Annotated in this window: 25 protein-coding genes; 11 read left to right on the top strand and 14 right to left on the bottom strand. The window is 66.5% G+C overall.

All coding sequences use genetic code 11. The features are described 5' to 3' along the window. Nucleotides 1–78: 78 nt before the first annotated feature. The 5 genes from relA to LU671_RS20460 form a co-directional block, all read right to left on the bottom strand. Nucleotides 79–2,319, bottom strand: a complete 2,241-nt coding sequence (relA, locus tag LU671_RS20480) for a GTP diphosphokinase (protein WP_203647693.1) — start codon at nucleotides 2,317–2,319, stop codon at nucleotides 79–81. 99 nt (nucleotides 2,320–2,418) lie between these two features. Beyond that, a complete protein-coding gene (gene rlmD / locus LU671_RS20475; protein WP_232856704.1) occupies nucleotides 2,419–3,777 on the bottom strand; it encodes a 23S rRNA (uracil(1939)-C(5))-methyltransferase RlmD in 1,359 nt (452 codons plus the stop codon). Further along, complete coding sequence (cysM, locus tag LU671_RS20470) at nucleotides 3,777–4,676, bottom strand: cysteine synthase CysM (protein WP_203647695.1); 900 nt, start codon at nucleotides 4,674–4,676, stop codon at nucleotides 3,777–3,779. The genes rlmD and cysM overlap by 1 nt, the downstream gene beginning before the upstream one ends. A 324-nt stretch (nucleotides 4,677–5,000) precedes the next feature. Beyond that, the gene (locus LU671_RS20465; RefSeq protein ID WP_203647696.1) at nucleotides 5,001–6,395 is read right to left on the bottom strand and encodes a sensor histidine kinase; all 1,395 of its coding nucleotides are present in this window, start codon (nucleotides 6,393–6,395) and stop codon (nucleotides 5,001–5,003) included. Nucleotides 6,396–6,398: 3 nt separating this feature from the next. Next, nucleotides 6,399–7,115: a response regulator transcription factor gene (locus LU671_RS20460; protein WP_203647697.1), complete on the bottom strand. Its 717-nt coding sequence runs from the start codon at nucleotides 7,113–7,115 to the stop codon at nucleotides 6,399–6,401. Nucleotides 7,116–7,334: 219 nt separating this feature from the next. Here LU671_RS20460 and LU671_RS20455 point away from each other — a divergent pair, with 219 nt between their 5' ends. The 4 genes from LU671_RS20455 (at nucleotide 7,335) to LU671_RS20440 (ending at nucleotide 12,238) form a co-directional block, all read left to right on the top strand. Beyond that, nucleotides 7,335–10,091 carry a response regulator gene (locus LU671_RS20455; RefSeq protein WP_232856703.1) on the top strand — a complete coding sequence of 919 codons (2,757 nt, stop codon included), beginning with the start codon at nucleotides 7,335–7,337 and terminating at the stop codon, nucleotides 10,089–10,091. Nucleotides 10,092–10,377: 286 nt separating this feature from the next. After that, entirely contained in the window at nucleotides 10,378–11,367 is a 990-nt protein-coding gene (locus tag LU671_RS20450) for a 2-hydroxyacid dehydrogenase (protein WP_232856702.1), read from the top strand. Nucleotides 11,368–11,398: 31 nt separating this feature from the next. Further along, the gene (locus LU671_RS20445) at nucleotides 11,399–11,833 is read left to right on the top strand and encodes a hypothetical protein (RefSeq protein ID WP_028690922.1); all 435 of its coding nucleotides are present in this window, start codon (nucleotides 11,399–11,401) and stop codon (nucleotides 11,831–11,833) included. Next, a complete protein-coding gene (locus LU671_RS20440) occupies nucleotides 11,834–12,238 on the top strand; it encodes an META domain-containing protein (protein WP_203647700.1) in 405 nt (134 codons plus the stop codon). Between the two features lie 121 nt (nucleotides 12,239–12,359). On the opposite strand, the gene LU671_RS20435 is transcribed toward LU671_RS20440, so the two are convergent. Next, on the bottom strand, nucleotides 12,360–12,827 hold the full coding sequence (locus LU671_RS20435) for a TlpA disulfide reductase family protein (protein WP_028690924.1): 468 nt from the start codon (nucleotides 12,825–12,827) through the stop codon (nucleotides 12,360–12,362). 86 nt (nucleotides 12,828–12,913) lie between these two features. On the opposite strand from LU671_RS20435, the gene arsC reads away from it, so the two are divergent. Genes arsC through LU671_RS20420 form a run of 3 tightly spaced genes read left to right on the top strand, consistent with a single transcriptional unit; the run spans nucleotide 12,914 to nucleotide 14,275 of the window. Further along, nucleotides 12,914–13,267, top strand: a complete 354-nt coding sequence (gene arsC, locus LU671_RS20430; RefSeq protein ID WP_203647701.1) for an arsenate reductase (glutaredoxin) — start codon at nucleotides 12,914–12,916, stop codon at nucleotides 13,265–13,267. After that, nucleotides 13,264–13,869 (top strand): NAD(P)H:quinone oxidoreductase, encoded by a 606-nt coding sequence (gene wrbA, locus LU671_RS20425; protein WP_050704525.1) that lies wholly within the window; start codon nucleotides 13,264–13,266, stop codon nucleotides 13,867–13,869. Before arsC ends, wrbA begins: the two co-directional genes overlap by 4 nt. Continuing rightward, nucleotides 13,862–14,275, top strand: coding sequence for a DUF2069 domain-containing protein (locus tag LU671_RS20420; protein WP_203647702.1), 414 nt, complete (start codon nucleotides 13,862–13,864; stop codon nucleotides 14,273–14,275). Before wrbA ends, LU671_RS20420 begins: the two co-directional genes overlap by 8 nt. Before the next feature lie 116 nt (nucleotides 14,276–14,391). Here LU671_RS20420 and LU671_RS20415 read toward each other — a convergent pair whose 3' ends face one another. After that, a complete protein-coding gene (locus tag LU671_RS20415; RefSeq protein WP_232856700.1) occupies nucleotides 14,392–15,063 on the bottom strand; it encodes a DNA-3-methyladenine glycosylase I in 672 nt (223 codons plus the stop codon). Nucleotides 15,064–15,067: 4 nt separating this feature from the next. Further along, nucleotides 15,068–15,892: a tRNA 2-thiocytidine(32) synthetase TtcA gene (gene ttcA, locus LU671_RS20410; RefSeq protein WP_011532643.1), complete on the bottom strand. Its 825-nt coding sequence runs from the start codon at nucleotides 15,890–15,892 to the stop codon at nucleotides 15,068–15,070. A 263-nt stretch (nucleotides 15,893–16,155) separates the two neighbouring features. Here ttcA and LU671_RS20405 point away from each other — a divergent pair, with 263 nt between their 5' ends. After that, entirely contained in the window at nucleotides 16,156–16,755 is a 600-nt protein-coding gene (locus LU671_RS20405; protein ID WP_028690929.1) for a Yip1 family protein, read from the top strand. A 141-nt stretch (nucleotides 16,756–16,896) separates the two neighbouring features. Continuing rightward, on the top strand, nucleotides 16,897–17,391 hold the full coding sequence (locus LU671_RS20400) for a SprT family zinc-dependent metalloprotease (protein ID WP_232856699.1): 495 nt from the start codon (nucleotides 16,897–16,899) through the stop codon (nucleotides 17,389–17,391). 167 nt (nucleotides 17,392–17,558) lie between these two features. Here LU671_RS20400 and LU671_RS20395 read toward each other — a convergent pair whose 3' ends face one another. From LU671_RS20395 to LU671_RS20380, 4 genes are all read right to left on the bottom strand, one after another. Beyond that, nucleotides 17,559–18,881, bottom strand: coding sequence for a dicarboxylate/amino acid:cation symporter (locus tag LU671_RS20395; RefSeq protein WP_110736363.1), 1,323 nt, complete (start codon nucleotides 18,879–18,881; stop codon nucleotides 17,559–17,561). Nucleotides 18,882–19,300: 419 nt separating this feature from the next. Beyond that, nucleotides 19,301–20,641: an ATP-binding protein gene (locus LU671_RS20390; RefSeq protein ID WP_232856697.1), complete on the bottom strand. Its 1,341-nt coding sequence runs from the start codon at nucleotides 20,639–20,641 to the stop codon at nucleotides 19,301–19,303. Then, complete coding sequence (locus LU671_RS20385) at nucleotides 20,638–21,315, bottom strand: response regulator (protein WP_232856694.1); 678 nt, start codon at nucleotides 21,313–21,315, stop codon at nucleotides 20,638–20,640. Before LU671_RS20385 ends, LU671_RS20390 begins: the two co-directional genes overlap by 4 nt. Nucleotides 21,316–21,443: 128 nt before the next feature. After that, a complete protein-coding gene (locus LU671_RS20380) occupies nucleotides 21,444–22,049 on the bottom strand; it encodes an outer membrane protein (RefSeq protein ID WP_050704272.1) in 606 nt (201 codons plus the stop codon). A 123-nt stretch (nucleotides 22,050–22,172) separates the two neighbouring features. On the opposite strand from LU671_RS20380, the gene LU671_RS20375 reads away from it, so the two are divergent. After that, nucleotides 22,173–22,964, top strand: coding sequence for a dienelactone hydrolase family protein (locus LU671_RS20375; RefSeq protein ID WP_232856693.1), 792 nt, complete (start codon nucleotides 22,173–22,175; stop codon nucleotides 22,962–22,964). 158 nt (nucleotides 22,965–23,122) lie between these two features. After that, nucleotides 23,123–23,824 (top strand): 4'-phosphopantetheinyl transferase family protein, encoded by a 702-nt coding sequence (locus LU671_RS20370; RefSeq protein WP_232856691.1) that lies wholly within the window; start codon nucleotides 23,123–23,125, stop codon nucleotides 23,822–23,824. Here the strand turns inward: LU671_RS20370 and LU671_RS20365 are convergent. Together LU671_RS20365 and LU671_RS20360 are read right to left on the bottom strand one after the other, a co-directional pair. Then, the gene (locus LU671_RS20365) at nucleotides 23,821–25,425 is read right to left on the bottom strand and encodes an ATP-binding protein (RefSeq protein WP_232856689.1); all 1,605 of its coding nucleotides are present in this window, start codon (nucleotides 25,423–25,425) and stop codon (nucleotides 23,821–23,823) included. The genes LU671_RS20370 and LU671_RS20365 overlap by 4 nt on opposite strands. Beyond that, a complete protein-coding gene (locus LU671_RS20360; protein ID WP_028690938.1) occupies nucleotides 25,422–26,117 on the bottom strand; it encodes a response regulator in 696 nt (231 codons plus the stop codon). Before LU671_RS20360 ends, LU671_RS20365 begins: the two co-directional genes overlap by 4 nt. Nucleotides 26,118–26,350: the final 233 nt, after the last annotated feature.

Genomic DNA, 26,350 nt, shown 5'->3' with positions numbered 1-26,350 from the left:
GGCCTCATCGCGGGGCAAGCCCGCTCCCACGCTGACGGTACAACAGCGTGGGAGCGGGCTTGCCCCGCGATAGCAGTCTCAAGGGGTACGATTACGCCGCGTCTCGATGATGTTGGGCAACTGCGAGATCCGCCCCAGCAAGCGCCCGAGGGCGTCCAGGCCTGGGATCTCGATGGTCAGCGACATCAGCGCGGTGTTGTCTTCCTTGTTCGAGCGGGTGTTGACCGCCAGCACGTTGATCTTCTCGTTGAGCAGCACCTGCGACACGTCGCGCAGCAGCCCCGGGCGGTCGTAGGCACGGATGACGATGTCGACCGGATAGGTCTGCACCGGGATCGGTCCCCAGCTGACCTGGATCATGCGCTCCGGCTCCTTGCCCGCCAGTTGCAGCACCGAGGCACAATCCTGGCGGTGAATGCTCACGCCACGGCCCTGGGTGATATAGCCGACGATGGCGTCGCCCGGCAGCGGCTGGCAGCACCCGGCCATCTGCGTAAGCAGGTTGCCGACACCCTGGATCTGGATGTCGCTGCGCTTGCCCGCGCGGATGCCCCGGGCCTGGCGCGGGATCAGCTCGACCGGCTCCAGGCGCTCGGGTTCGAGCAACTGCTGCGCGGCGTTGACCATGTGCGCCAGGCGCAGGTCGCCGGCGCCAAGGGCGGCGAACATGTCCTCGGCAGTCTTGACGTTGGCCTTTTCCGCCAGGCGTTCGAAATCCACCTGGGGCAGGCCCAGGCGGCTCAGTTCGCGCTCGATCAGGGTCTTGCCGGCGGCCACGTTCTGGTCGCGGGCCTGCAGCTTGAACCAGTGGACGATCTTGGCCCGGGCCCGCGAGGTGGTCACGTAGCCCAGGTTGGAGTTCAGCCAGTCGCGGCTCGGGTTGCCGTGCTTGCTGGTGATGATCTCCACCTGCTCGCCGGTCTGCAGGCTGTAGTTCAGCGGCACGATACGGCCGTTGATCTTGGCGCCCCGGCAGTTGTGGCCGATCTCGGTGTGCACCCGATAGGCGAAGTCCAGCGGCGTGGCGCCCTTGGGCAGGTCGATGGCGTGGCCGTCGGGGGTGAACACGTAGACCCGGTCCGGCTCGATATCGACGCGCAGCTGTTCGGCCAGGCCGCCGATGTCGCCCAGCTCTTCGTGCCACTCGAGCACCTGGCGCAGCCAGGAGATCTTCTCTTCGTAGTGGTTGGAGCTGGGCTTGACGTCGGTGCCCTTGTAGCGCCAGTGCGCACACACGCCCAGCTCGGCTTCCTCATGCATGGCGTGGGTGCGGATCTGCACCTCCAGCACCTTGCCCTCGGGGCCGATCACTGCGGTGTGCAGGGAGCGGTAGCCGTTTTCCTTGGGGTTGGCGATGTAGTCGTCGAACTCCTTCGGAATGTGCCGCCACAAGGTGTGCACGATGCCCAGCGCGGTATAGCAGTCGCGTACTTCCGGCACCAGCACGCGCACCGCGCGCACGTCGTAGATCTGGCTGAACTCCAGGCCCTTGCGCTGCATCTTGCGCCAGATCGAATAGATGTGTTTTGCCCGGCCGCTGATGTCGGCGTTGACGCCGGTGGCCAGCAGCTCGTTCTGCAGCTGGTTCATCACGTCGCTGATGAAGCGCTCGCGGTCCAGCCGGCGCTCGTGCAGCAGCTTGGCGATCTGCTTGTACTGGTCGGGCTCGAGGTAGCGGAACGACAGGTCCTCGAGTTCCCACTTGATATGGCCGATACCCAGCCGGTGCGCCAGCGGCGCATAGATGTCGAACACCTCGCGGGCCACGCGCAGGCGCTTCTCGTCATCGGCGGCCTTGACCGCACGAATGGCGCAGGTACGTTCGGCGAGCTTGATCAGCGCCACGCGCACATCGTCGACCATGGCCACCAGCATCTTGCGCAGGTTCTCGACCTGCGCCTGGGAGCCGAGCACCAGCGACTGGCGCGGGCTGAGGCTGGCACTGATGGCCGCCATGCGCAGCACGCCGTCGATCAGCTTGGACACCACCGGGCCGAAACGCTGGCCGACCTCGGCCAGGGTCACCTTGCCTTCGCGCACCGAACGGTAGATGACCGCCGCCACCAGCGAATCCTGGTCGAGCTTTAGGTCGGCGAGAATTTCGGCGATCTCCAGCCCCGCCTGGAAACTGGAGGTACCGTCGGCCCAGGAATGCTTGGCCGGATTACCCTTCCTCTCGACTTCATGGGCAAACTCGCAGGCCTCTTTCAGCCCAGGGCGATCGAGCTGCGAATCGACGCTCACCACATGATCGAGCCATGCTTCGAGATTGATACTGCCGTCGTTGTTGACCGGCTGGTGCACTCTCACCTGTACCATCTTTGTTCTACCTTTCCATACAGCGCACCACACGGGTGCACTGGCTATCACCTGTGCGCCCCTCACTCCCTGAAGGGCGCACCAAGAGGGCCAGCCCAGCTAGCCCGCTTCGAATAACGCCATGGCCTCGACATGCGCCGTCTGAGGAAACATGTCGAGAATCCCGGCCCTTTTTAACCGGTACCCCTGCCCGACCAGCACCTGCGCGTCTCGCGCCAGCGTGGCCGGGTTGCACGATACGTAGACCAGCCGCTTCGCACCCAGCCGGGCGATGCCTTGCACCACCTCGAAAGCCCCGTCGCGCGGTGGATCCAAGAGTACCGCAGAAAAGCCCTCGGCGACCCATCCGGCGCCCGCCAAAGGCTGCGATAAATCGGCCTGAAAAAACCGAGCGTTATGCACATTGTTGCCATCGGCGTTGGCCGCGGCGCGCTCGACCATGGCCTGCACGCCCTCCACCGCCACCACCTCGCGCGCCTGGCGGGCCAGGGGCAAGGCGAAGTTGCCCAGGCCGCAGAACAGGTCCAGGACCCGCTCGTGCGCCTCGGGCGCCAGCCAGGCGAGAGCCTGCTGGATCATCAAGGTGTTGACCTGGGCGTTGACCTGGACGAAGTCACCCGGCCGCCAGGCCAGTTCCAGGCTCCAGGGCTCCAGGGCAAAGCCCAGTTGCGCCGCAGCATCCACCGGCGCCGGCTCGCCCTCGCCCTGCAGCCACAGCTGGGCGCCGGCCTCGCGGCAGAACGCCTCGAGCCGCGCCAGGTCGTCACTTGGCAGGGGCGCTACATGCCGCACCAGCACCGCCTCGGCGGTGCCGCTGAACAGCTCCACGTGCCCCAGCGCCTGTGGCTTGCCCAGGCTGCGCAGCACGGTCGGCAGGTGGCGCATGATCGTTTGCAAGGGTTGTACCAGCACCGCGCATTCGTCGATGCCGACGATGTCCTGGCTGGCCTCGGCGCGAAACCCCACGTCCAGTTGGCGCGCCTTGGTGTCCCAGCGTACCGCGACCCGCGCCCGGCGGCGGTAGCCGAATTCCGGTCCGCTCAGGGGAACAGCCCACTCCTCGGGCTGCACGCCAGCCACCCGCTGCAGTTGCTCGGCGAGCAGGCGCTGCTTGAGTGCCAGCTGGCCGTCATGGGGCAGGTGCTGGAGGTTGCAGCCACCGCAGCGGGCGTAGTGCCGGCAAGGCGCTTCACGGCGCTCGGGGCTGGCCTGGAACACGCGCTCCAGGCGCGCCTCGACCACCTTGCCGCGGGCGGCGAGCACCCGCGCCTCGACGTCCTCGCCGGCCAGCGCGCCGCTGACGAACCAGGTACGTCCTTCAATGAAGGCGATGCCGCGACCGTCACCGGCCACGCGCTCGATCGACAGACGTTGCTTCTTGCCCACGGGCAGCTGTGCGGCACGGTTGCCGCCGGCCGGCTGGAAGCGCAGGCCGGTGTTGCTTTTCTTTCTGGACATCAGGTCGGGTCGAACAGGCCGGTGGAGAGGTAACGGTCGCCGCGGTCGCAGATGATGGCGACCATCACCGCATTCTCGACTTCACGGGACAGGCGCAGCATGGCTGCCACCGCGCCGCCGGAAGATACGCCACAGAAAATGCCCTCTTCGCGGGCCAGGCGACGGGTGGTCTCCTCAGCCTCCTGCTGGGACATGTCGACCACGCGGTCGACGCGGGTGGCGTCGAAGATCTTCGGCAGGTACTCGTGGGGCCAGCGGCGGATGCCGGGGATGGCCGAGCCTTCCATCGGCTGCAGGCCGACGATCTGCACCGCCGGGTTCTGCTCCTTGAGGTACTGCGAGCAGCCCATGATGGTGCCGGTGGTGCCCATGGAGCTGATGAAATGAGTGATGCTGCCCTGGGTCTGCTGCCAGATTTCCGGGCCGGTGCTGTTGTAGTGGGCGATCGGGTTGTCGCCGTTGGCGAACTGGTCGAGGACCAGGCCGCGGCCTTCGGCCTGCATCTTCTCGGCGAGGTCGCGCGCGCCCTCCATGCCCTCTTCCTTGGTCACCAGGATCAGCTCGGCGCCATAAGCGGTCATCGCCGCCTTGCGTTCGGCGGTGGAGTTGTCCGGCATGATCAGGATCATCTTGTAGCCTTTGATCGCCGCGGCCATGGCCAGGGCGATGCCGGTGTTGCCGGAGGTGGCTTCGATGAGGGTGTCGCCGGGCTTGATCTGGCCACGCAGCTCGGCGCGAGTGATCATCGACAGCGCCGGGCGGTCCTTGACCGAACCTGCCGGATTGTTGCCTTCGAGCTTGAGCAGCAAGGTGTTGCTGGTGTCCCCGGCGATGCGCTGCAGGCGAACCAGTGGCGTATGGCCGATGCAATCGGCGATGGTTGGGTACTGCAGGGTCATGGGCGTTTTCGCAATCCGGACGGCAGGGGCGTCTATCATACCGGCAAACCCTGCTCGGCCATATCACGCAATTGCTGGATGTTATAGCTCATGGCTATAAGGGCATGGGCCTGGCACCCGCTTTGCGGGTGATCGCTGGGCAAGCCCGCTCCCATGGAACAAACCGTAACTCATAGATTTAGGTGGACCCTGTGGGAGCGGGTTTACCCGCGAAGAATCCAGCGCGGTGTATGGCACCGGCTCCGCCGGTGTTCGCGGCGGTGCGGCGGTCCGATAAGCCCGCTCCCACAGGAGGACAGTTCCCAGCGCGGCAACGCAAGTTTCCTACAGGGTGTGCGAAGCCTTTGTGGGTGCGGGTTTGTCCCGCGATGAGCTCGACTCCCCCGCAGCCAGGCGCATGCACAAGCGCAGGCCATGCTCGCCATTGACCGCCCACACGCTCCCGCCCTGGCGCCGGATCGCATTGCGGGCAATGCTCAAGCCCAGGCCGAAACCACCATCCCCGGGCCGCGAACCCTCCAGCCTGGAAAACGGCGCGAATATCCGCTCCAGGTCTTCCTCGGCCACGCCACCGCCCTCGTCCTCCAGGTCGATACGCCAGTACCCGCCCTCTCGCCAACCGCTCAGGCGCACCACGCCCGCCTCCGGGGAATGACGGATGGCGTTGCGCAGCATGTTCTCCAATGCCTGGGCCAGGTCGTTGAGGCTGCCCTGCACCCAGCAGCCGGCCGGCAAGTCGCAGCGCAGCCGCTGCGGCGCCCAGCCACTTTCGTAGCAGGCGTTCTCGCTGAGCAGATCCCACAGCGCCGCCACCTGGATCGGCTCGAGGTTCACCGGTGCGCGTTCGGCGTCCTGCCAGGCCAGTTGCAAGGTGTCCTCGACCAGTTGCTGCATGCCATCCACCTCGCGGTGCAGGCGTTCGCGCAGGCGCTGCAGGTCGGTCTCGCCATCGCAGGCCACGCGCAGGCGGCTGAGCGGCGTGCGCATCTCGTGGGACAGATCGCGCAGCAACTGCTGCTGCAAGGCCACGGTGCCCTGCAGGCGCTCGGCCATCTGGTCGAAGGCCCGGGCCAGTTCGCCCAGTTCGTCCTTGCGCCGGGTGGTGCGCGAATCCAGGCGCGCGGCCAGCTGGTCGGCCCGCCAGGCATTGGCCTGCTCGCGCAACTGGTTGAGCGGCACGATCAGCATGCGGTACAGGCCGACGCACAGCAGCAGGGTGAACAACCCGGGGATGATGCCGTTGGTGACGACGCGCCAGAACAAGCGGTACTGGCCGGGGTTGAAGCGCTCCGGCAGCTCGATCACCAGCATGCCCTGCTCCGGCGCGCCGGGGAACGGCAGGCGCAACCAGGGCTGGCCGACACTGCGTCGGCTCATGGGCCAGTCGACGCCACGCAGGCGGGTCAGGCGCTGGGCCTGGCCGGCGCTCAGGTCGGCGCTGCCCAACGGTTGCAGGTCACCGTCGAGCACGCCCACCCAGCCCTGCTCGCGCTCGCGCATCTCGGCCAGCCAGGCGTCCACGCCCTCGCGGTCGCCACTGCGCCAGGCCTGCTCGGCCTGCGTCGCGTAGCCGCGCAGCACTTGCCGCGCCGGCTCGGACAGGAAGGCATCCTGGGTTTCCATGTGCCGGCCCCAGCTGTAGCTCAGGCCGATCATCAGCAGGCAGAAGCCCACCAGCAGGACGGTCAGTTTCCAGAACAGCGAGTGACGGTCGAGCACGGTTCAGTCGGCCTCGCCCGCGCCGAACACATAGCCCTTGCCCCACACGGTACGCACCTGCCGCTCGTGGTAGCCGATGGCCTTGAGCTTGCGGCGGATCTGGCTGACGTGCATGTCCAGGCTGCGGTCATGCCGCGAGTAGCCACGCTGCAGCACCTGCTGGTAGAGGAAGGGCTTGCTCAGCACCTCGTCCTGGCTGCGGTGCAGGGTGTCGAGCAGGCGATATTCACTGGGGGTAAGCCCGGCCCAGGCGCCGGCGAGGCTGACATCGGTGGCCTGCTCGTCGAAATGCAATTGCCCGGCCTCCACCCCACGCGGCGCCCGAGCGCGCCGCTCGAAGGCCACCCGGCGCAGGATCGCCTCGATGCGCACCCGCAGCTCGGCAAAGCTGAACGGCTTGGGCAGGTAGTCGTCCGCGCCGCGCTCGAAGCCGCTGATGCGGTCGGCCTCGGCGCCCAGCGCCGACATCAGGATCACCGGCGTGGCGCTGCGTCGACGCAGGCTGGCCAGTGCGTCCAGGCCGTTGAGCCCGGGCAGCAGGATGTCCATCAGCACCAGGTCGAACACCTGCCGGCCCGCCGCCTCCAGGCCTTCCAGGCCATTGCGGCACCAGGTCACCTGGAAGCCGCCGCGCTGCAGCTCGTCATGCAGGTAGGCGCCCAGCACGGGATCGTCCTCGATGGCGAGGATGTTGGTCGCGTGAATCGCTTCAGGATGCATTGGCAACTGCCATCAATTCTCAATTACGCGATTATTGGACAAGCGGTCCGAACAAGGCAACCTCCGTCCGACTGGCGTGACATTGAAGTGCCCGCACCGGCAACGCCAGCCGAGAAAAGCAAAAACCATTACAAATCCTGTGCATTACCCCTCAGCGCAGAGTAACGTTCCCGCTGATGCGCGAACCGCGCCTTTAACAGCACATGACAGGAGACAGGTGTGCTCGACCGTTTGGGAATCCGCAGCCGCGTCCTGCTGCTGGCCTTGCTGCCCGCCAGCCTGATGGCCCTGGTGCTGGGCAGTTACTTCACCTGGCTGCAACAAAGCGACCTGCGCACGCAACTGCTGCAACGCGGCAAGATGATCGCCGAGCAGTTGGCACCACTGGCGGCACCGGCCCTCGCCCGCCAGGCTCCGGCGCAACTGGAGCGCATCGCCGCCCAGGCCCTGGAGCAGGCCGATGTGCGCGCCGTGGCGTTCCTTGCCGCCGACCGCACGCGCCTGGCCCATGCCGGCCCCAGCATGCTCAACCAGCCGCCCAGCGGCGGCACCGGCACGCAGCTGCTGCAGCGCACGGGCAACGACGCCACCCGCTACCTGATGCCGGTGTTCGGCCATCACCGCGACCTGGCCACCGACGCCGTGCCGGCCGAGGCCGAGCGCCTGCTCGGCTGGGTGGAGATCGAACTGTCCCACGACGGCACCCTGCTGCGCGGCTACCGCAACCTGTTCACCAGCCTGCTGCTGATCCTCGCCTGCCTGAGCCTGACCGCGCTGCTGGCCCTGCGCATGAGCCGCACCATCAACAACCCGATCAACCGCATCAAGCACGCGGTCAACCAGCTCAAGGACGGCCACCTGGACGAGCGCCTGCCGGCCATGGGCAGCCACGAGCTCGACGAGCTGGCCGCCGGCATCAACCGCATGGCCGAAACCCTGCACAGCGCCCACGAAGAGCTGCAGCACAGCATCGACCAGGCCACCGAGGACGTGCGCCAAAACCTGGAGACCATCGAGATCCAGAACATCGAGCTGGACATGGCGCGCAAGGAGGCCCTGGAGGCCAGCCGCATCAAGTCTGAGTTCCTCGCCAACATGAGCCACGAGATCCGCACCCCGCTCAACGGCATCCTCGGCTTCACCCACTTGTTGCAGAAGAGCGAGCTGACCCCGCGCCAGCTCGACTACCTCGGCACCATCGAGAAGTCCGCCGACAACCTGCTGGGGATCATCAACGAGATCCTCGACTTCTCCAAGATCGAGGCCGGCAAGCTGGTGCTCGACAGCATCCCGCTGAACCTGCGCGACCTGATCCAGGACACCCTGACCATCCTCGCTCCGGCCGCCCACGCCAAGCAGCTGGAACTGCTGAGCCTGGTCTACCGCGACACGCCGCTGTCGCTGGTCGGCGACCCGCTGCGGCTCAAGCAGATCCTCACCAACCTGGTGAGCAACGCCATCAAGTTCACCCGCGAAGGCACCATCGTCGTGCGTGCCATGCTCGAGGACGAGCAGGAAGACAGCGTGCAACTGCGCATCAGCGTGCAGGACACCGGCATCGGCCTGTCGCCCCAGGATGTGCGTACCCTGTTCCAGGCGTTCAGCCAGGCCGACAACTCGCTGTCGCGCCAACCCGGCGGCACCGGCCTGGGGCTGGTAATCTCCAAGCGCCTGATCGAGCAGATGGGCGGCGAGATCGGCGTCGACAGCACCCCTGGCGAGGGCTCGCAGTTCTGGATCAGCCTCAACCTGCCCAAGGCCCACGACGACGCCGAGGAACAACCCGCCCAGGCCCTGCTCGGCCGCCGCGTGGCCATCGTCGACGGCCACGACCTGGCGCGCCAGGCACTGGAGCACCAACTGGAGGACTGCGGCCTGGCGGTCAGCGTGTTCGCCTCCTGCGACCAGCTGCTGCAAGGCGTGCAGGCCGCCAGCCAGGCCGGGCAGCCGTTCGAGTTCGCCGTGCTCGGGGTCAACCTGGGCAGCCTGGCCCCGGAACAGCTGGGCCAGTACCACCAGCAGCTCGAACGTCTCGGCTGCCAGTGCGTGGTGCTCTGTCCGACCACCGAGCAGCCGCTCTACCACCCTTACCTGCCCAATGCCCATGGCCAACTGCTGGCCAAGCCGACCTGCACCCGCAAGCTGCGTCGCCTGCTGCTGGAGCTGGTGCAGCCGCGCCGCCCGGTGTGCGAACAGCGCAACCACGGTGGCCAGCGCATGCCGAAGATCCTCTGCGTCGACGACAACCCGGCCAACCTGCTGCTGGTACAGACCCTGCTCGAAGGCATGGGCGCCGAGGTGCTGGCAGTGGACAACGGCTACGGCGCGGTACAGGCCGTGCAGGACGAACCGTTCGACCTGGTGCTGATGGATGTACAGATGCCCGGCATGGATGGCCGCGCCTGCACCGAGCAGATCCGCCAGTGGGAAAGCAGCCAGAGCGGCCCGCCCCTGCCGATCGTGGCCCTCACCGCCCACGCCATGGCCAACGAAAAGCGCGCCCTGCTGCACAGCGGCATGGACGACTACCTGACCAAGCCGATCAGCGAGCGCCAGCTGTCCCAGGTGGTGATGAAGTGGACCGGCCTGAGCCTGGGCTCACCGCCACCGGAACGCGCCAGCGAACGCCTGGCCGACAGCAGCGAGCTGAAGGTGCTCGACCCGGAGGAAGGCCTGCGCCTGGCGGCCGGCAAGCCGGACCTGGCGGCGGACATGCTGGCCATGCTGCTGGCCTCGCTGGAGTCCGACCGTGAAGCCATCCGCGCCGCGCGCAACGCCGCCGACCGCACGGCGATGATCGAGCGCGTGCACCGGCTCAACGGTGCCTCGCGCTATTGCGGCGTGCCGCAGTTGCGGGCGGCCTGCCAGCGCAGCGAAACCTTGCTCAAGCAGGACAGTCCCCAGGCGCTGCAGGCGCTGGATGAACTGGACCAGGCCATCAGCCGACTGGCCGAACAGGCGCGCGAGAGCGCGTAGGTAACTGTCCCCTGTGGGAGCGGGTTTACCCGCGAAGAATCCAGCGCGATGGATGGCACCGGCTGCGCCGGTGTTCGCAGGCAAGCCCGCTCCCACAGGGACCGCGCCAGATTCTAAAAATTGAGCAAGACAGTTGCTCCCGCAGGGTGCGCGGATCACCTGTGAAGTCAGTTCCCAGCGCGACAGCGCAGCCCGACGGACTGGGCGATCTCCCACAGGAGACACAGGTCAACGCCCAGACTGACCATTTGGCTAGACTGGTGGCATTTCAGATAGGACTCAGACCATGCGCGCCCTGTTGTTCAGCAGCCAGCACTACGACCAGGAAAGCTTCACCCGCGCCGCCAGTGCGGGCACGGTGGAGCTGCACTGCCAGCCCGCCCGCCTGACCCTCGACACCGCGCCGCTGGCCCAGGGCTTCGAGGTGGTCTGCGCCTTCATCAACGACGAGCTCGACGCACCGGTGCTGGAACGCCTGGCCGCCGGCGGCACGCGCCTGATCGCCCTGCGCTCGGCCGGCTACAATCATGTCGACCTGGCTGCGGCGCAGCGCCTGGGCCTGACCGTGGTCCGCGTGCCGGCCTACTCGCCCCACGCCGTCGCCGAGCACGCCGTGGCCCTGATCCTGGCCCTCAACCGCCGCCTGCACCGGGCCTACAACCGCACCCGCGAAGGCGACTTCACCCTGCACGGGCTGACCGGCTTCGACCTGCACGGCAAGACCGTCGGCGTGGTCGGCACCGGCCAGATCGGCGCCGCCTTCGCCCGCATCATGGCCGGCTTCGGCTGCCAGCTGCTGGCCTACGACCCCTACCCCAACCCCGAGCTGGTCGCCCTCGGCGCCCGCTACCTGGAACTGCCCGAGCTGCTGCGCCAGGCGCGCATCATCAGCCTGCACTGCCCGCTGACCGAGCACACCCGCCACCTGATCAACGCCCAGAGCCTGGCCCAGCTGCAGCCCGGCGCCATGCTGATCAACACCGGTCGCGGCGCGCTGGTCGACACCCCAGCGCTGATCGACGCGCTCAAGAGCGGCCAGCTCGGCTACCTGGGGCTGGATGTGTATGAAGAGGAAGCGCAGCTGTTCTTCGAGGACCGCTCCGACCTGCCGTTGCAGGACGACGTGCTGGCACGCCTGCTGACCTTCCCCAACGTGATCGTCACCGCCCACCAGGCCTTCCTCACCCGCGAGGCCCTGGATGCCATCGCCGCGACCACCCTGGACAACATCAACCGCTGGGCGGCAGGCAATCCGCACAATCTTGTAAACGGTTGATGCTAGGATACGCGGCAATTTTGGAGGACCCATGGTCGAACACGATTTCCGCTACACCCTTTTTAACCCGCAACACACCCTGATCGAGTGCCGCGCGCTGGTGCCTGGCCGCTACCAGGTTACCGGCAACGGCGGCTCGATCCAGAAGGGCGACGTCCTGCTGGTCACCCTCAAGGGCAGCAAGGACCTGTCCATGCGCCTGACCGTCGAGACCGTGCGCCACCTGATCAACCCGCATGGCCAGTGGGTCGCCGTGGCCCAGGGCCCGGCGTTCAACGAGCTTGAGATCCTCAACTGGCAGGTCAAGTGCGACAGCTGCGACGCGGTGCTGGACTTCGAGTTCGCCAACGACGCCAAGCTGGGCAAGAAGGGCCAGGCCCCGGCCGCCAGCGCGCGTATCCAGGAACTGGGCTGGGCGAGCAAGGGCGACAAGCACCTGTGCCCGCAGTGCCGGGAGCGTGGTTGAGTGAAACAGCTGCTGACCGGCGCGCTGATCGCCTGCGGCCTGCTGGGCTGCGCCGCACAACCCTCGAAGCTGCAGCAGGAGCAGAGCTACGTGCTGGAGTGGATCGGTGAGCGCCCGCTGATCGACTACAGCCACCTGACGCTGACCCTGGCCAGCGATGGTCGCGCCTACGGCAACGGCGGCTGCAACCACTGGTTCGCGCCCTACACGCTGGAGGGCGAGCGTATCAGCTTCGGCAAGGTCGGCAAGACCCGCAAATTGTGCGCGCCAGCGCTGATGGACCAGGAAAAACGCTTCCTGCAGGCGCTGGAAACGGTGCAGCGCTGGGATGTGTCGCCGATCGAGCAGATCCGTTTCTGGCCGGCCGAGGGCAAGCCGCTGCGCTTCTGGCCTGAGGAAGGCTGATCATCGCCGGGGGCTGCTTTGCAGCCCATTCGCGGCACAAGGCCGCTCCTACAGGGTTTCGCATTCCCTTGTAGGAGCGGCCTTGTGCCGCGAAAGGGCCGCAAAGCGGCCCCATGATCGATCAGGCGCCGCCTTTCAAAGCCCTGATCTTCGCCTGCAGCCCTTCAAGCGTCTGCTCACCCATCAACTGCTCACGCACCTTGCCCTTGTCGTCGATGATGTAGGTCACCGGCAGCGCCTCGCTGCGCGGCAACTCGTAGCGCTCGGCCGGGTCCTGGGCCAGCACGGTAAAACCGATGCCCAGGGTGTCGGCGGCGGCTTTCAGGTCCGGCCCCTGCAGGCCGTCGAAATTCACCCCCACCACCCGAATGCCCTGGGCCTCCCACTGCTTGGCGGCGGCATTGAGCTCAGGGATTTCCGTGCGGCACGGGCCGCACCATTCGGCCCAGTAGTTGAGCACCAGCCAGTGCCCGTCGATCTGTTCGGCCTTTACCGTGTTGCCGTGCTGGTCCACGCCGTAGTCCGCACCGCAGCCGCCGAGCAACAGGCTCGCGGTGATGGCCAGTGCAGCTGCCAAACGCCTTGCCATGGGTCAATCCTTCTCGAAGTTTTCAAGCATTGAAGTCGGTCGCTGCGGTTAGAATAGCCGCCACACCCAGCTGGATGCGACCCGTCATGACCGATCTGACCCTCTATCATAACCCGCGCTGCTCGAAATCCCGCGGCGCCCTGGAACTGCTCGAGGCACGCGGCCTCGCGCCGACCATCGTGCGCTACCTCGAGACCCCGCCGGACGCCGCCACCCTCGAACAGCTGCTTGCCAAGCTGGGCATCGGCGCGCGCCAGCTGCTGCGCACCGGCGAGGACGAATACAAGGCCCTGGAGCTGGCCAACCCGGCCCTGAGCGACGCCCAGCTGATCAAGGCCATGGTCGAGCATCCCAAGCTGATCGAGCGCCCGATCCTGGTGGCCGGTGACAAGGCCGTGGTCGGCCGCCCACCAGAGAAGGTCCTGGAGATCCTGCCGTGAGCGAACCCTACATCCTGGTGCTGTACTACAGCCGCCACGGCTCGACCAGCGAGATGGCCCGGCATATCGCCCGCGGTGTCGAGATGGCCGGCCTGGAGGCGCGCCTGCGCACCGTGCCGGCAATCTCCACCGAGTGCGAGGCCGTGGCCCCGGACATCCCGGCCAGCGGCGCGCTTTACGCCACCCTCGACGACCTGCGCCACTGCGCGGGCCTGGCCATGGGCAGCCCGACCCGCTTCGGCAACATGGCCGCGCCGCTCAAGTACTTCCTCGACGGCACCAGCAGCCTGTGGCTGGGCGGCGAGCTGGTGGGCAAGCCGGCGGCGGTGTTCACCTCCACCGCCAGCCTGCACGGCGGCCAGGAGACCACCCTGCTGTCGATGCTACTGCCGCTGATGCACCACGGCATGCTGGTCACCGGCCTGCCCTACAGCGAATCAGCGCTGCTCGAGACCCGTGGCGGCGGCACGCCGTACGGCGCCAGCCACCATGCCGGCGCCGACGGCAAGCGTGAGCTGGACCCGCACGAGATCACCCTGTGTCGCGCGCTCGGGCAGCGCCTGGCGAAGACGGCCAAGGCCCTGGGTGGCGAACGTGGCTAGAAAGCCGAAGGTATTGCCGCCACTGGACTGGCTGGCCCCCCGGGTGCGCTTTACCCGCGCCCTGAGCCTGGCCTGCTTCTTCGGCCTGATCGCCCTGCTGGTGGTGAACAACCTGTGGTTCGCCGACCTGCACGGGGCGCGGGTCGAGGTGATCATGGCCATCGAGCTGATCCCCCTGCTGCTATTGCTGCCGGGCATGCTGATGGGCAGCGCCCGGGCGCACGCCTGGACCTGCTTCGTGGTGAACATCTATTTCATCAAGGGCGTGCTGGCGGCGTTCGATCCGGCGCGGGCGCTGTTCGGCTGGGTCGAGGTGCTGGTGAGCCTGGGGTTGTTCGTCAGCGGGTTGCTGTTTGTGCGCTGGAAGTTCCAGCAGGAGCGGCGCCTGGCGGGTGAAGGGCGTTAAGTTCCGGGGCTGCTCTGCAGCCCTTTCGCGGCACAAGGCCGCTCCTACAGGGGGACGCGTACTCCTGTAGGAGCGGCCTTGTGCCGCGAAAGGGCCGCACGGCGGCCCCGGCGATCTCAATGATTGACGGTATGCGCCAGCATCACCGACAACTGGCACAGCGGCCGCCCGCTCTCGGCATGCCACTGGTTGAACGCCTGCTGCACCAACGCCAAGTCACGCTGGCTGGTCGGCGGCTTGTCGATGATCTTCTGCGCGATCAGCGCCGCCGCCATGTCGTCGGTGGGGATGAAGGTGTCCTTGCCGACCATCCGCAAGAACCGCGGCGCCGACAACCCGCCCAGCTGGTTGCCATGCTTGGCCAGGTACCTCCACAACCCGACGATATCGGTCTCAGGCCAGTCGGCGATGAACGCGCCGAAACTGCCCTTCTCCTTCGCCACGTCCAGCACCATCTGCGCATTGCGCGGCACGCTCTTGAGCTTGCCCAGGTGGCGGATGATGCGCTCGTCGTGCATCAGCCGCTCCAGGTGCTCGGCGCCCATCAGCACCACCTTCTGCGGATCGAAACCGAAGAACACCTGCTCGAACGCCGGCCACTTGGCGTCCACCAGGCTGTGCTTGAGCCCGGCGCGGAACACGCGCAGGGCCAGGGTCGACAGGTAGCGATCGTCAGGGATGTCGCGCAGCTGCGCGGGCGTGCGCGGCTGCGGCAGGAAGGCTTCCAGCGCCTGGGCCGAACCGAAGCGGTTCAGGCAGTACGCGTGCAACCACTGATAGTCGCGCATGCGGTCAGATGTTCAGCACGTCGAGGAAACGCGGGGTGGCGCTCTCGTCGATCTTCAGGCTGGTGAAGTCGAACAGGTTGCGGTCGGCCAGCTGCGACGGCGCGACGTTCTGCAAGGCGCGGAAGATACTCTCGGTACGGCCCGGGTGCTTGCGCTCCCACTCCACCAGCATGTCCTTGACCACCTGGCGCTGCAGGTTCTCCTGCGAGCCGCACAGGTTGCACGGGATGATCGGGAATTCCTTCATGTCCGAGTAGGCCTGGATGTCCTTCTCGCTGCAGTAGGCCAGTGGGCGGATCACCACGTTGCGGCCGTCGTCGGCGCGCAGCTTCGGCGGCATGCCCTTGAGCGCGCCGTTGAAGAACATGTTGAGGAAGAAGGTCTCGACGATGTCGTCGCGGTGGTGCCCCAGGGCCATCTTGGTCGCGCCGATCTCGTCGGCGAAGGTGTACAGGGTGCCGCGACGCAGGCGCGAGCACAGCGAGCAGGTGGTCTTGCCCTCGGGTACCAGCTCCTTGACCACCGAGTAGGTGTCCTTCTCGACGATGTGATACTCGACGCCCAGCTCTTTCAGATAAGCCGGCAGCACGTGCTCGGGGAAGCCCGGCTGTTTCTGGTCCATGTTCACCGCGACGATGTCGAACTTGATCGGCGCCACCTTCTGCAGGTGCAACAGAACGTCGAGCATGGTGTAGCTGTCCTTGCCGCCGGACAGGCAGACCATGACCTTGTCGCCATCCTCGATCATGTTGTAGTCGGTGATGGCTTCGCCAGCGAGACGACGCAGGCGTTTTTGCAGTTTGTTCTGGTTGACCGAGAGGGTGCCCATAGCGCTTGGATCCGCGAGGTGTGACAAAAGCCGGCTATTTTACGCACAAACCGCACGGCGCAGTAGGTGAATCCGATAAAGACTTCAAGGGAATCAGCACCACGCCTGACAGCGCAATTTGCTCTAAAAAGCCGGTTTTGTGCCGGGATCCGCTTCCTATACTGCGACATAAGGCCACATTGGCGCAGCACTTGGTGTCCTGGCCTCGGGCCATAGGCGCTCCATCCGGGGGGCGTTTGGCAACGACGATAGGAGTGACCCGTATGATTCATCACGTTGTTGGGCTGTTCACCCACCCTGACCAGGAGTGGCGGGAGATCCGTGGCGAGGAAGAAAGCATCAGCCACATGTACCTGACGCACACGCTGATCCTGGCGGCGATCCCCGCCGTCTCGGCGTTCATCGGCACCACCCAGGTCGGCTGGGTGATCGGCGAGCGGCCAGCGGTGATGCTGACCATGGAAAGCGCGCTGTGGATGAGCATCATGTCGTACCTGGCGATGCTCGCCGGGGTCGCGGTGATGGGCGCCTTCATCCACTGGATGGCGCGCACCTACGACGCCAACCCGAGCATGGCGCAGTGCATCGCCTTCGCCACCTACACCGCCACCCCGCTGTTCATCGGCGGCCTCGCGGCGCTGTACCCGCACCTGTGGCTCGGCATGCTGATCGGCACGGCGGCCATCTGCTACACCGTGTACCTGTTGTATGTCGGCTTGCCGACGTTCATGAACATACCGTCGGATGAAGGCTTCCTGTTCTCCAGCTCCGTGCTGGCGGTGGGCCTGGTGGTACTGGTGGCGATCATGGCCGCGACCGTGATCATCTGGGGACTGGGCGTGGGGCCCGTCTACACCAACTGAACGCATACCTATCAGATCCAACCAACACTGGGGCATCACCCGAGGCCGCCGCAAGGCGGCTTCGTTTCGTGTGCCTGACCGGCGGCTCGGCAGCCGGCCATTGCCTGCGGCATAATGCCCGGTCAGGAGAACTGCCCCGCCATGCCCGAGCTGCTCAGACAACGCGTCGAAACCTGTTACCAGCAAGCCGAAACCTTCTTCAAACGCCCTTTTCCGCGCCCGCAGGTCAGCTTCAAGCTGCGCGGCCAGAAAGCCGGTGTCGCCCACCTGCACGAGAACCTGCTGCGCTTCAACCTGCAGCTGTACCGCGAGAACCAGGACGACTTCCTGCGCCAGACCGTGGCCCACGAGGTCGCCCATCTGGTGGCCCACCAGCTGTTCGGCGAGCGTATCCAGGCCCATGGCGAGGAGTGGCAGCTGATCATGCGCGGGGTGTACGAGCTGCCGCCGAACCGTTGCCACAACTATGAAGTGCAGCGGCGGGTGACGACGCGCTACATCTACCGCTGTCCGTGCCCAGAGAGTGATTTCCCGTTCACCGCCCAGCGGCACAAGCTGGTGCGCCAGGGCCGGCGGTACCTGTGCCGGCGGTGTCGGGAGATTCTGGTGTACAGCGGCGAGACCCGCGTCGAGTGAAAGATTGCATTCGCGGGTAAACCCGCTCCCACAGGTACCCCACCGTCCTGAGGGCAGCATTTTCCTGTGGGAGCGGGTTTACCCGCGAAAGGGCCGGCACTGACAGCACAGAACTCCCGGCACAAAAAAGGCGACCCGAGGGTCGCCTTCTTCATTTCACATCGCGATCAACGCGCCGGGCCTTCGGCCACGCCCAGGTCGTCGGTCGGACGGGTGTCGATCAGCGGCGAGCCGCCGGATGCCAGTTCCGCCTGCAGGGTGTCGGTGTCCAGCTCCTTGACCCACTTGGCCACGACCACGGTGGCCACGGCGTTGCCGATCAGGTTGGTCAGGGCGCGGGCTTCGGACATGAAGCGGTCGATACCCAGGATCAGCGCCAGGCCCGCCACCGGCAGGTGGCCGACAGCCGACAGGGTCGCGGCCAGCACGATGAAGCCGGAACCTGTGACGCCCGCAGCACCTTTGGACGCTACCAGCAGCACCAGCAGCAGGGTGATCTGGTGGGTGATGTCCATGGTGGTGTCGGTGGCCTGGGCGATGAACACCGCGGCCATGGTCAGGTAGATCGAGGTACCGTCCAGGTTGAACGAGTAGCCGGTCGGGATCACCAGGCCAACCACGGATTTCTTCGCGCCCAGGCGCTCCATCTTGGCCAGCATGCGCGGCAGGGCCGACTCGGAGGACGAGGTGCCCAGCACGATCAGCAGCTCTTCACGGATGTAGCGGATCAGCTTGATCACGCTGAAGCCGTGGGCGCGGCAGATACCGCCCAGCACTACCAGGATGAACAGCACGCAGGTGATGTAGAAGCAGGCCATCAGGTAGCCCAGTTGCACCAGCGAACCCACGCCGTACTGGCCGATGGTGAAGGCCATGGCACCGAAGGCGCCGATCGGGGCCAGCTTCATGATCATGTTGATGATGTTGAACATGACATGGGCGAAGCGATCGATCAGGTCGAGCACCGGCTTGCCGTAGCTGCCCAGGCGATGCAGGGCGAAGCCGAACAGCACCGAGAACATCAGCACTTGCAGGATATCGCCGTTGGCGAAGGCGCCGACCACGGTGTTGGGGATGACGTTGAGCAGGAAGCCCACGGTGGTCTGCTGCGCGCCGGCGGCGGCGTAGGCGGCCACGCTGCTGGCGTTCAGGGTGCTGACGTCGACGTGCATGCCGGCGCCCGGCTGGACCACGTTGACCACGACCAGGCCGATGATCAGGGCGATGGTGGAGACGATCTCGAAGTACAGCAGCGCGTAACCGCCGGTCTTGCCGACCGATTTCATGCTCTGCATGCCGGCGATGCCGCTGACCACGGTGCAGAAGATGATCGGGGCGATGACCATCTTGATCAGTTTGACGAAGCCGTCACCCAGGGGTTTGAGGGCTACGCCGGTTTCCGGGTAGTAGTGGCCGAGCAGGATACCGATGGTGATGGCAACGATCACCTGGACATACAGCGATTTGTACAGCGGCTGACGAGTCGTCATGGCTAGTTTTTCCTCAAGTGGGCCGGCGCATCCTTCCCAGGATGTCGGGGCACCTGAATCGCGAACCCTCCTGTACCCGGAGGGATTTGTCGTTGTGGGCGAGTGCCTGGGCAGGCCTCTGTCAGCTGAATAGCAAGGGCGATGCCAAAGTGCCCGCTTGAGGTGCACAGCCAATGATTACAGGGTGTGAATGCCCCGGGACGGGGCGTAAAAGCCGGTAGGAAATGGCGGATTTCCGCCCGATGGCGGAAATCGTACAGGCCAGGTTGGCGGGAATCCGCCTCAGAGGTATTCAGTGGGACTTTCCGGTGGGAGCGGGCTTGCCCCGCGATGAGGCCCGGGCCGGATGGCACCGGCTTCGCCGGTATCGCGGGGCAAGCCCGCTCCCACGCACCGCCCCCTGCACTGGAAAGGCAGAATCAATCGAGTCGGAACGCGATACGGAACGCAGCCCCGCCCAACGGCGAATCACCCAGGCTCAGCTCGGCGTCATAGCTGTCGATGATGTCCTTGACCACCGCCAGCCCGATCCCCTGCCCCGGGTGCTGGCGGTCCAGCCGCTCGCCGCGTTCGAGAATCCGCTCGCGTTGATCCGGCGGCACGCCCGGCCCGTCGTCCTCGACGCACAGCTGCAGCAGCCCCGGCGACTGCTGCAGGCTGACCCGCACCTGCCCCAGGCATAACCGGTAGGCGTTTTCCAGCAGGTTGCCCAGCAACTCCAGCAAGGCGCCCTGCTCCATCGGCACCCGTGCCAGGGCCGGAATATCGAGGCTGACCTCGACGCGCTTGTCGCGATAGACCTTGGCCAGGGTGCTGCACAGGCTGTCGAGCAACGGCTTGAGCTCGACCTGGTGCTTCACCAGGCCGCTCTTGCGCAGGCTGGCGCGCTGCAGCTGGTAGTCGATCTGCTGGCTCATGCGCTCGATCTGGCTCTGCAGCACCCGCGCCTGTTCGCGGTCGCCCTGCTCCATGCTCTCGCCAACGCCCTGCAGCACCGCCAGCGGGGTCTTGAGGCTGTGGGCCAGGTCGTCGAGCGAGTCGCGGTAGCGCTGACGCTGCTCGCGCTCGCTGCGCAGCAGGCGGTTGAGCGAGCCGGTCAGGCGCAGCAGCTCGCGTGGATGCTCGCGACTCAGCCCATCTCTGGCTCCGCTCTCCACATCGTCGAGCTCGGAGCTGAGCCGGCGCAATGAACGCAGGCCCCAGGTCAGGCCGGCCCAGAGCAGCACCATCAACGCCAGCAGCGCCGCGCCGAAGCCCAGGTAGAGTTTCTCGCGCAGGCCGTTGAGGGTGTCCTGGTATTCACGCACCGGCTGCAGGGCGACGATGCTGAACGCCGCGCTCTTGCCGCCGAGCAGCTTGACCTCGACGTCGTAGACGAAGAATTCGTCGCCGTCGTCCTGGTGAATGCGGGCGAACTCGTTGCCGCGTCCGTCATAGCGGGGGTGATAGTTGATATTGCGGTTACGGGTGGCCCGCGACTGCCACACCAACGTGCCCTGGCGGTCGAAGATGTAGCCAAGCAGACCGGTGTAAGGCAGGTTGTAGCGTTCGTCCGGCAGCAGCGCCGGCATCTGCAGCTGGCCGCGCTCGATGCGCGCGGCCGAAATCAGGGTGGTCACGTCCGAGGCCAGGCGCTGCTCGATCGACTCCTGCAACGCCAGGCTGAAGGCCTTCTGCAAGGCCGGCAGCAGCGCCAGCATGAACAGCAGCGCCAGCAACGCCGCCGCCAGCATCAGGCGCACCCGCAGCGAACGGATCATCGGCAGCGCTCGGTGAACAGGTAGCCCAGGCCGCGCACGGTGTCGATCGGCTTGAAGCCGTTGTCGCCCTCGAGCTTGCGGCGCAGGCGGCCGACCAGCACCTCGATGACGTTCGGGTCGCGCTCCTCGTCGTCCGGGTACAGTTGCTCCATCAGGCGGTCCTTGGCCACCACTTGCTGGTGATGACGCATGAGGTACTCGAGGATGCGGTATTCGGAGGCGGTCAGCGCCAGCGGTTGCTCGTCCAGGGTCGCCTGCTTGCGGTTGAGGTCAAGCACCAGGGGCCCGGCAGCGATGGTCGACTGGGTGAAGCCGCTGGAGCGGCGCAGCAAGGCGTTCAGGCGGGCCTCCAGCTCCTCGAACTGGAACGGCTTGACCACGTAGTCGTCGGCGCCGGCAGCCAGGCCCTCGACCTTGTCCTGCCAGTTGCCGCGGGCGGTCAGGATGAGGATCGGGAACGTCTGGCCGAGGCTGCGCAGCTGGCGGATCAGATCCAGCCCGCTCATGCCCGGCAGGCCCAGGTCGATCACCGCCAGGTCGTGGTTGTACTGCTCGGCCTGGTACAAGGCCTCTTCCGCGTTGGCCACCGCCTGCACCACATGGCCGCCCTCGCCGAGGCGGGTGAACAGGTGATGACGCAGCAGCGCCTCGTCCTCGACCACCAGCAATTTCATGTGGATCTCCTTTCAATGGGAATGCCCTGTGCCGGCCTCTTCGCGGGTAAACCCGCTCCCACAGGGTTGTGCACCACCTGTGGGAGCAGGTTTACTCGCGAAGAGGCCGGCACAGGATAACAGCGACCTCAGAACTTGTAGGTAGCCGCCAGGTAGGTCTGCGCGCTGCTGGTCAGGCGCAGGGTACCGTCCTTCGGCCCGCCGTGGGCGCCGATCTCGGTGGCGGCGTTGCTGCGCAGGTAACGGTAGCCCAGCTCCACCGAGGTGTTGTCGGTCACTTCCTGGATCACACCGGCCTGCAGGCCGACGGCGTAACCGTAGTCGGTGTCGCGGCGGGCGCCCGGCGAATCCTGGGTCAGCTTGGTCATGCCCAGGCTGCCGCCGCCGAACAGTTTGGTGGTATCGCCCACCGGCAGGAACAGGTCGTAGCTGCCCAGCAGGTTCTCCTGGCGCAGCTTGACGCCGCTGTGATCGCCCGAGACGTTGTCGTAGGTGATGTAGTAGCGGCCCTGGTCGTTGATCTTGCCCAGGCGCGCGCCCCAGGTGCTGTCCTTGCCGATGATGCCGTCGGCGTTCAGGCCGTCGGTGTTGCGTTGCAGCAGGCCGGACTTGCGGACTTTGTCGCTGGTCTGGCCGTAGGTCAGGCTGGCGAAGTTGTCATCGGCCTGGGCAACGCTGGTGAGGCCGGCGGCGCAAACGGCCATGGCGGCAATCAGGGTGTTGAGGGTTTTCATGATTCAGGTACTCCGGGTTGGATGCGTTGTTGCTGTCTGGGGGCTAGAGTAGGGAGGGCGCCCTGAACCCCTGCTGAACCCGGCCTGAACCTTGGCTGAACGAACCGAAGAAGGAGCTCGACCATGCGTACCCTGCTTGCCCTGGCCTTGTTGTGCAGCGCCAGCCTTGCCCAGGCGGCGGTGCAGACCCGCGAGATTCCCTACCAGGATGCCGACGGCAAGCGCCTGGTCGGCTACTACGCCTATGACGACGCTATCGAGGGCAAGCGCCCGGGCGTAGTGGTGGTGCATGAGTGGTGGGGGCTGAACGACTACGCCAAGCGCCGCGCCCGCGACCTCGCCGCGCTGGGCTACAACGCCCTGGCCATCGACATGTACGGCGATGGCAAGAACACCGAGCACCCGGCCGATGCCCAGGCGTTCATGGCGGCGGCGATGAAGGACCCGAAAGCCGCTGCCCGGCGCTTCGACGCCGGGCTTGAGCTGTTGAAGATCCAGCCCAACACCAACAAGCACCAGCTGGCGGCCATCGGCTACTGCTTTGGCGGCAAGGTGGTGCTGGATGCGGCGCGCCGGGGCAAGAAGCTCGATGGCGTGGTGAGCTTCCACGGTGCGCTGGTGACCCAGACGCCGGCCAAGCCTGGGGTGATCCGGGCGAAGATCCTGGTGGAGCACGGTGAGGCCGACAGCATGGTCACGCCGGAGCAGGTGGCGGCGTTCAAGGCGGAGATGGATGCGGCCAAGGCCGACTACAAGTTTGTCGGGATTCCGGGTGCCAAGCATGGGTTCACCAACCCGGATGCGGATCGGTTGGGGCATGGGGGGCATGGCGGGCCGGATATCGGGTATGACAAGGCGGCTGACGAGAGCTCCTGGAAGGATATGCAGGCGTTCTTGAAAGACGCGTTCGACTGATGATCGCCGGGGCCGCTTTGCGGCCCTTTCGCGGCACAAGGCCGCTCCTACAGGAGACCGCATGCCCTTGTAGGAGCGGCCTTGTGCCGCGAAAGGGCTGCAAAGCAGCCCCAAATATCTGCTCCACCACCAGTCACCAGGCTGGCACAATACCCGCCATGAACAGACTCCCCACCTGCTGCGCCCCGCTCCAGCACCACTGGCCCCTGCCCCGCCCGGTCCCCGGCGCGGTGCTGGTCAGCTGCGCCTTCGACCCGGCCCGCCTGGCCGCCGACGACTTCCAGCGCGCCGGCATCGAGCAGACCGCCAGCCTGCAACGCTCGGTGGCCAAGCGCCAGGCCGAGTACCTGGCCGGTCGGGTCTGCGCCCGCGAGGCACTGCGGATTCTCGATGGTCGAAGCTACGTTCCCACCCCTCATGAAGACCGCTCGCCAATCTGGCCCGCCGGCATCCACGGCTCGATCACCCACGGCCAAGGCTGGGCCGCCGCGGTTGTCGCAGCCGACGGCCAATGCCGTGGCCTGGGCCTGGACCAGGAAACCCTGCTCAGCGAAGAGCGCGCCGAACGCCTGGCCGGGGAGATCCTAACGCCCGCCGAGCTGGAGCGCCTGGACCACAGCCAGCAGGCCCTGGCCGTGACCTTGACCTTCTCGCTCAAGGAAAGCCTGTTCAAGACCCTCTACCCGCTCACCCGGCAGCGCTTCTATTTCGAGCACGCCGAACTGCTGGCCTGGTCCGACGACGGCCATGCCCGCCTGCGCCTGCTCACCGACCTGTCGGCCGAGTGGCACCACGGCGTAGAACTCGATGGCCAGTTCTGCTTGCAGAACGGCCATCTGCTCAGTTTGATCAGCGTCTAGTCGCGCGGCTGCTCACGCGGCCAGCTCAGGCTGAAACACGCCCCGCCCAGCTGCTCGCTGTGCCCGACCAGGGCGCGGCCGCCGTGCCAGTAGATGATCCGCCGCACGATCGACAGCCCCAGCCCATGCCCGCCCGAGGCCCGGGTGCGGCTGTCGTCGAGACGGGTGAACGGGGTGAAGATGCGGTGCCACACTCCTTCGGGAATTCCGGGGCCGTCATCCTCCACATCGATGCGGCAACGCTGCTGGCCGATCTGGTAGCTCAGGCGCACTTGCGATTCGGCATGGCGCATGGCATTGCGCACCAGGTTCTGCAGGGCCCGGTGCAGGTAGCGCGGCTCGGCCTCGACCCGGGCGTCACCGCCATCGAGCCCGTGGCACACCCCGCGTACCACCCGCACCTCGGCCCGCAGCGGCGCCAGTTCCTCGATCACCCGCGCCAGCAGCTCGTCCAGGTCCACCACCTGGAAATGCAGGGCCGGCGCGCCCTGCTCCAGGCGGGCGTAGGTCAGCATCTCGTCGACCAGCTTGTCCAGGTCCTGGATATCGCCGTCCATGCCGGCCAGGTGCTTGGCCCGGGCCTCGTCAGTGCTGGCGCTCTCGATCATTTCCAGGCCGAAGCGCAGGCGCGCCACCGGCGTGCGCAACTCGTGGGACACCGCCCGCACCAGCTCGCGCTGCATGGTCAATGAGCGCTGCAGGTGCTCGGCCATGCCGTTGAAGGCCTCGGCCAGACGCCCCACCGAGTCGGCGTCGCCAGCCGGCACGCGGGTATCCAGGCTGCCTTGGGCGATGCGCGTGGCCGCCACCTCCAGGCCCGACACACGCCGCTCCAGCTGGCGCACCAGCAGGTAGACCACCAGGCCGATCAGGCACAGGCCGAGGAAGGCGATCAGGATCAGCAACTGCGGCGGATACGGGTTGAGCTGGTACAGCGGGCCGATCTCCAGCACCCAGGGCGAACCGGACAGCCCCGAGAACACGCGGATCGAATCGCCGTCCCGGCCCAGGGCCATCACCGTGTCGCCCTCCTCCACCCGGCGGCGCTGGTCGTCGTCCAAAGCGGCGCGCTCGATGCGCTGCAGGGCGATGTCGAAGCCGAAGCCCTTGCTCTGGCGCAGCTGCGCCAGACGCGCCTGCTGCTCGGTCACCGGGTAGCGCACCAGTTCGTCGGCCAATAGATAAAGCGTGGCGCGGGCCAGCTGTTCGCTGATCTGCTTGACCTCGGCCACCAGCAGCAGATCCTCGTGACCAACCCGGCGCAACACCCGGGCGGCATGCGGGCCGGTCTTTTCCACCACCACCAGGTCGCGGTACAGCCGCGCCCGCTGCCCGCCGTCGAGGGTGAACGCCGACAGCGGCTGCAGGTCCAGCGGCACGCCGAGCAGGCGCTCCCAGATCACCAGCGAACGGGTGCGTTCCACCGCGTTCTGTTGCGCCAGGTTGTCGGCCATCAGGCTGAAAGTGCCCTGGGCCAGGCGCTCGCGGTGCTGGCCGGCGCGGATTTCGTTGAGCAGATGCAGGCTGAGCACGCCGAGCACGGCCACCAGCACCAGCACCGCGAGCATGCCGCCATAGATGCGCAGGAAGATCGAGTTCATGGCGCCTCGCCGACGAACAGGTAACCCTTGCTGCGCAGGGTCTTGATCAGCCGCGGGGTGATCGGGTCATCGCCGATCTTGGGGCGGATCTTGGAAATGCGCACATCGATGGAGCGGTCCTGGCCGTCGTAGCCGACACCGCGCAGCGAGGTGAAGATCTCCTCGCGGGACAGCACGCGCCCGGCGTTGCTGGCCAGCAGCCAGAGCAGGTCGAACTCGGCGCCGGTCAGCTCGATCAACTGGCCGCTCAGGCGCGCCTCGCGCTGACGGCTGTCTATATGCAGTGGGCCGAAGGTCAATTCCTGGCGCCGTTCCGGGGCCTCGCTGCGGCGCAGCAGGGCGTTGATGCGCGCCAGCAGCACGCGGGGGCGCACCGGCTTGCACACATAGTCGTCGGCGCCCAGGTCCAGGCCCTGGATCTGGTCCAGCTCGTCGCTGCGAGCGGTGAGCATGAGGATGGGGCCGGCGTACTGGCCACGCACCCGGCGGCAGATGCTCAGGCCGTCCTCGCCGGGCAGCATCAGGTCGAGGATCACCAGGTCTGGCTGGCTGTCGATGATGCGCCGGGCGGCACGGCCACCATCGCCCTCCACCGCCACCTCGAAGCCGTTGGCCTGGAGGTACTCGGCGGTGAGCTCGGCGAGGCGCTGGTCGTCCTCGACGATGAGGATGCGGTTGATTGGCTGGTCCATGGCCTTACCCTTCTTCTGGTTTTTTTTGGGCCTTGCTGTTGTCTGTACCGGCTTCATCGCGGGGCAAGCCCGCTCCCACGCATGACTCTGTATCCCACGCATGGTTCTGTATTCAGCGTGGGAGCGGGCTTGCCCCGCGATGAGGCCAGTACAACCCTTTGATTCCAGCGAAAATCCACCTTCACCAAAGCGCAACATCAGCCCCGGATACTACGTCCCGCCCCCACCCCTGC

The organism is Pseudomonas sp. NMI760_13, from assembly GCF_021283245.1.
GTDB classification, from domain to species: Bacteria; Pseudomonadota; Gammaproteobacteria; order Pseudomonadales; family Pseudomonadaceae; genus Aquipseudomonas; species Aquipseudomonas peradeniyensis.
This window is presented reverse-complemented; position numbering and strand designations above follow the sequence as displayed.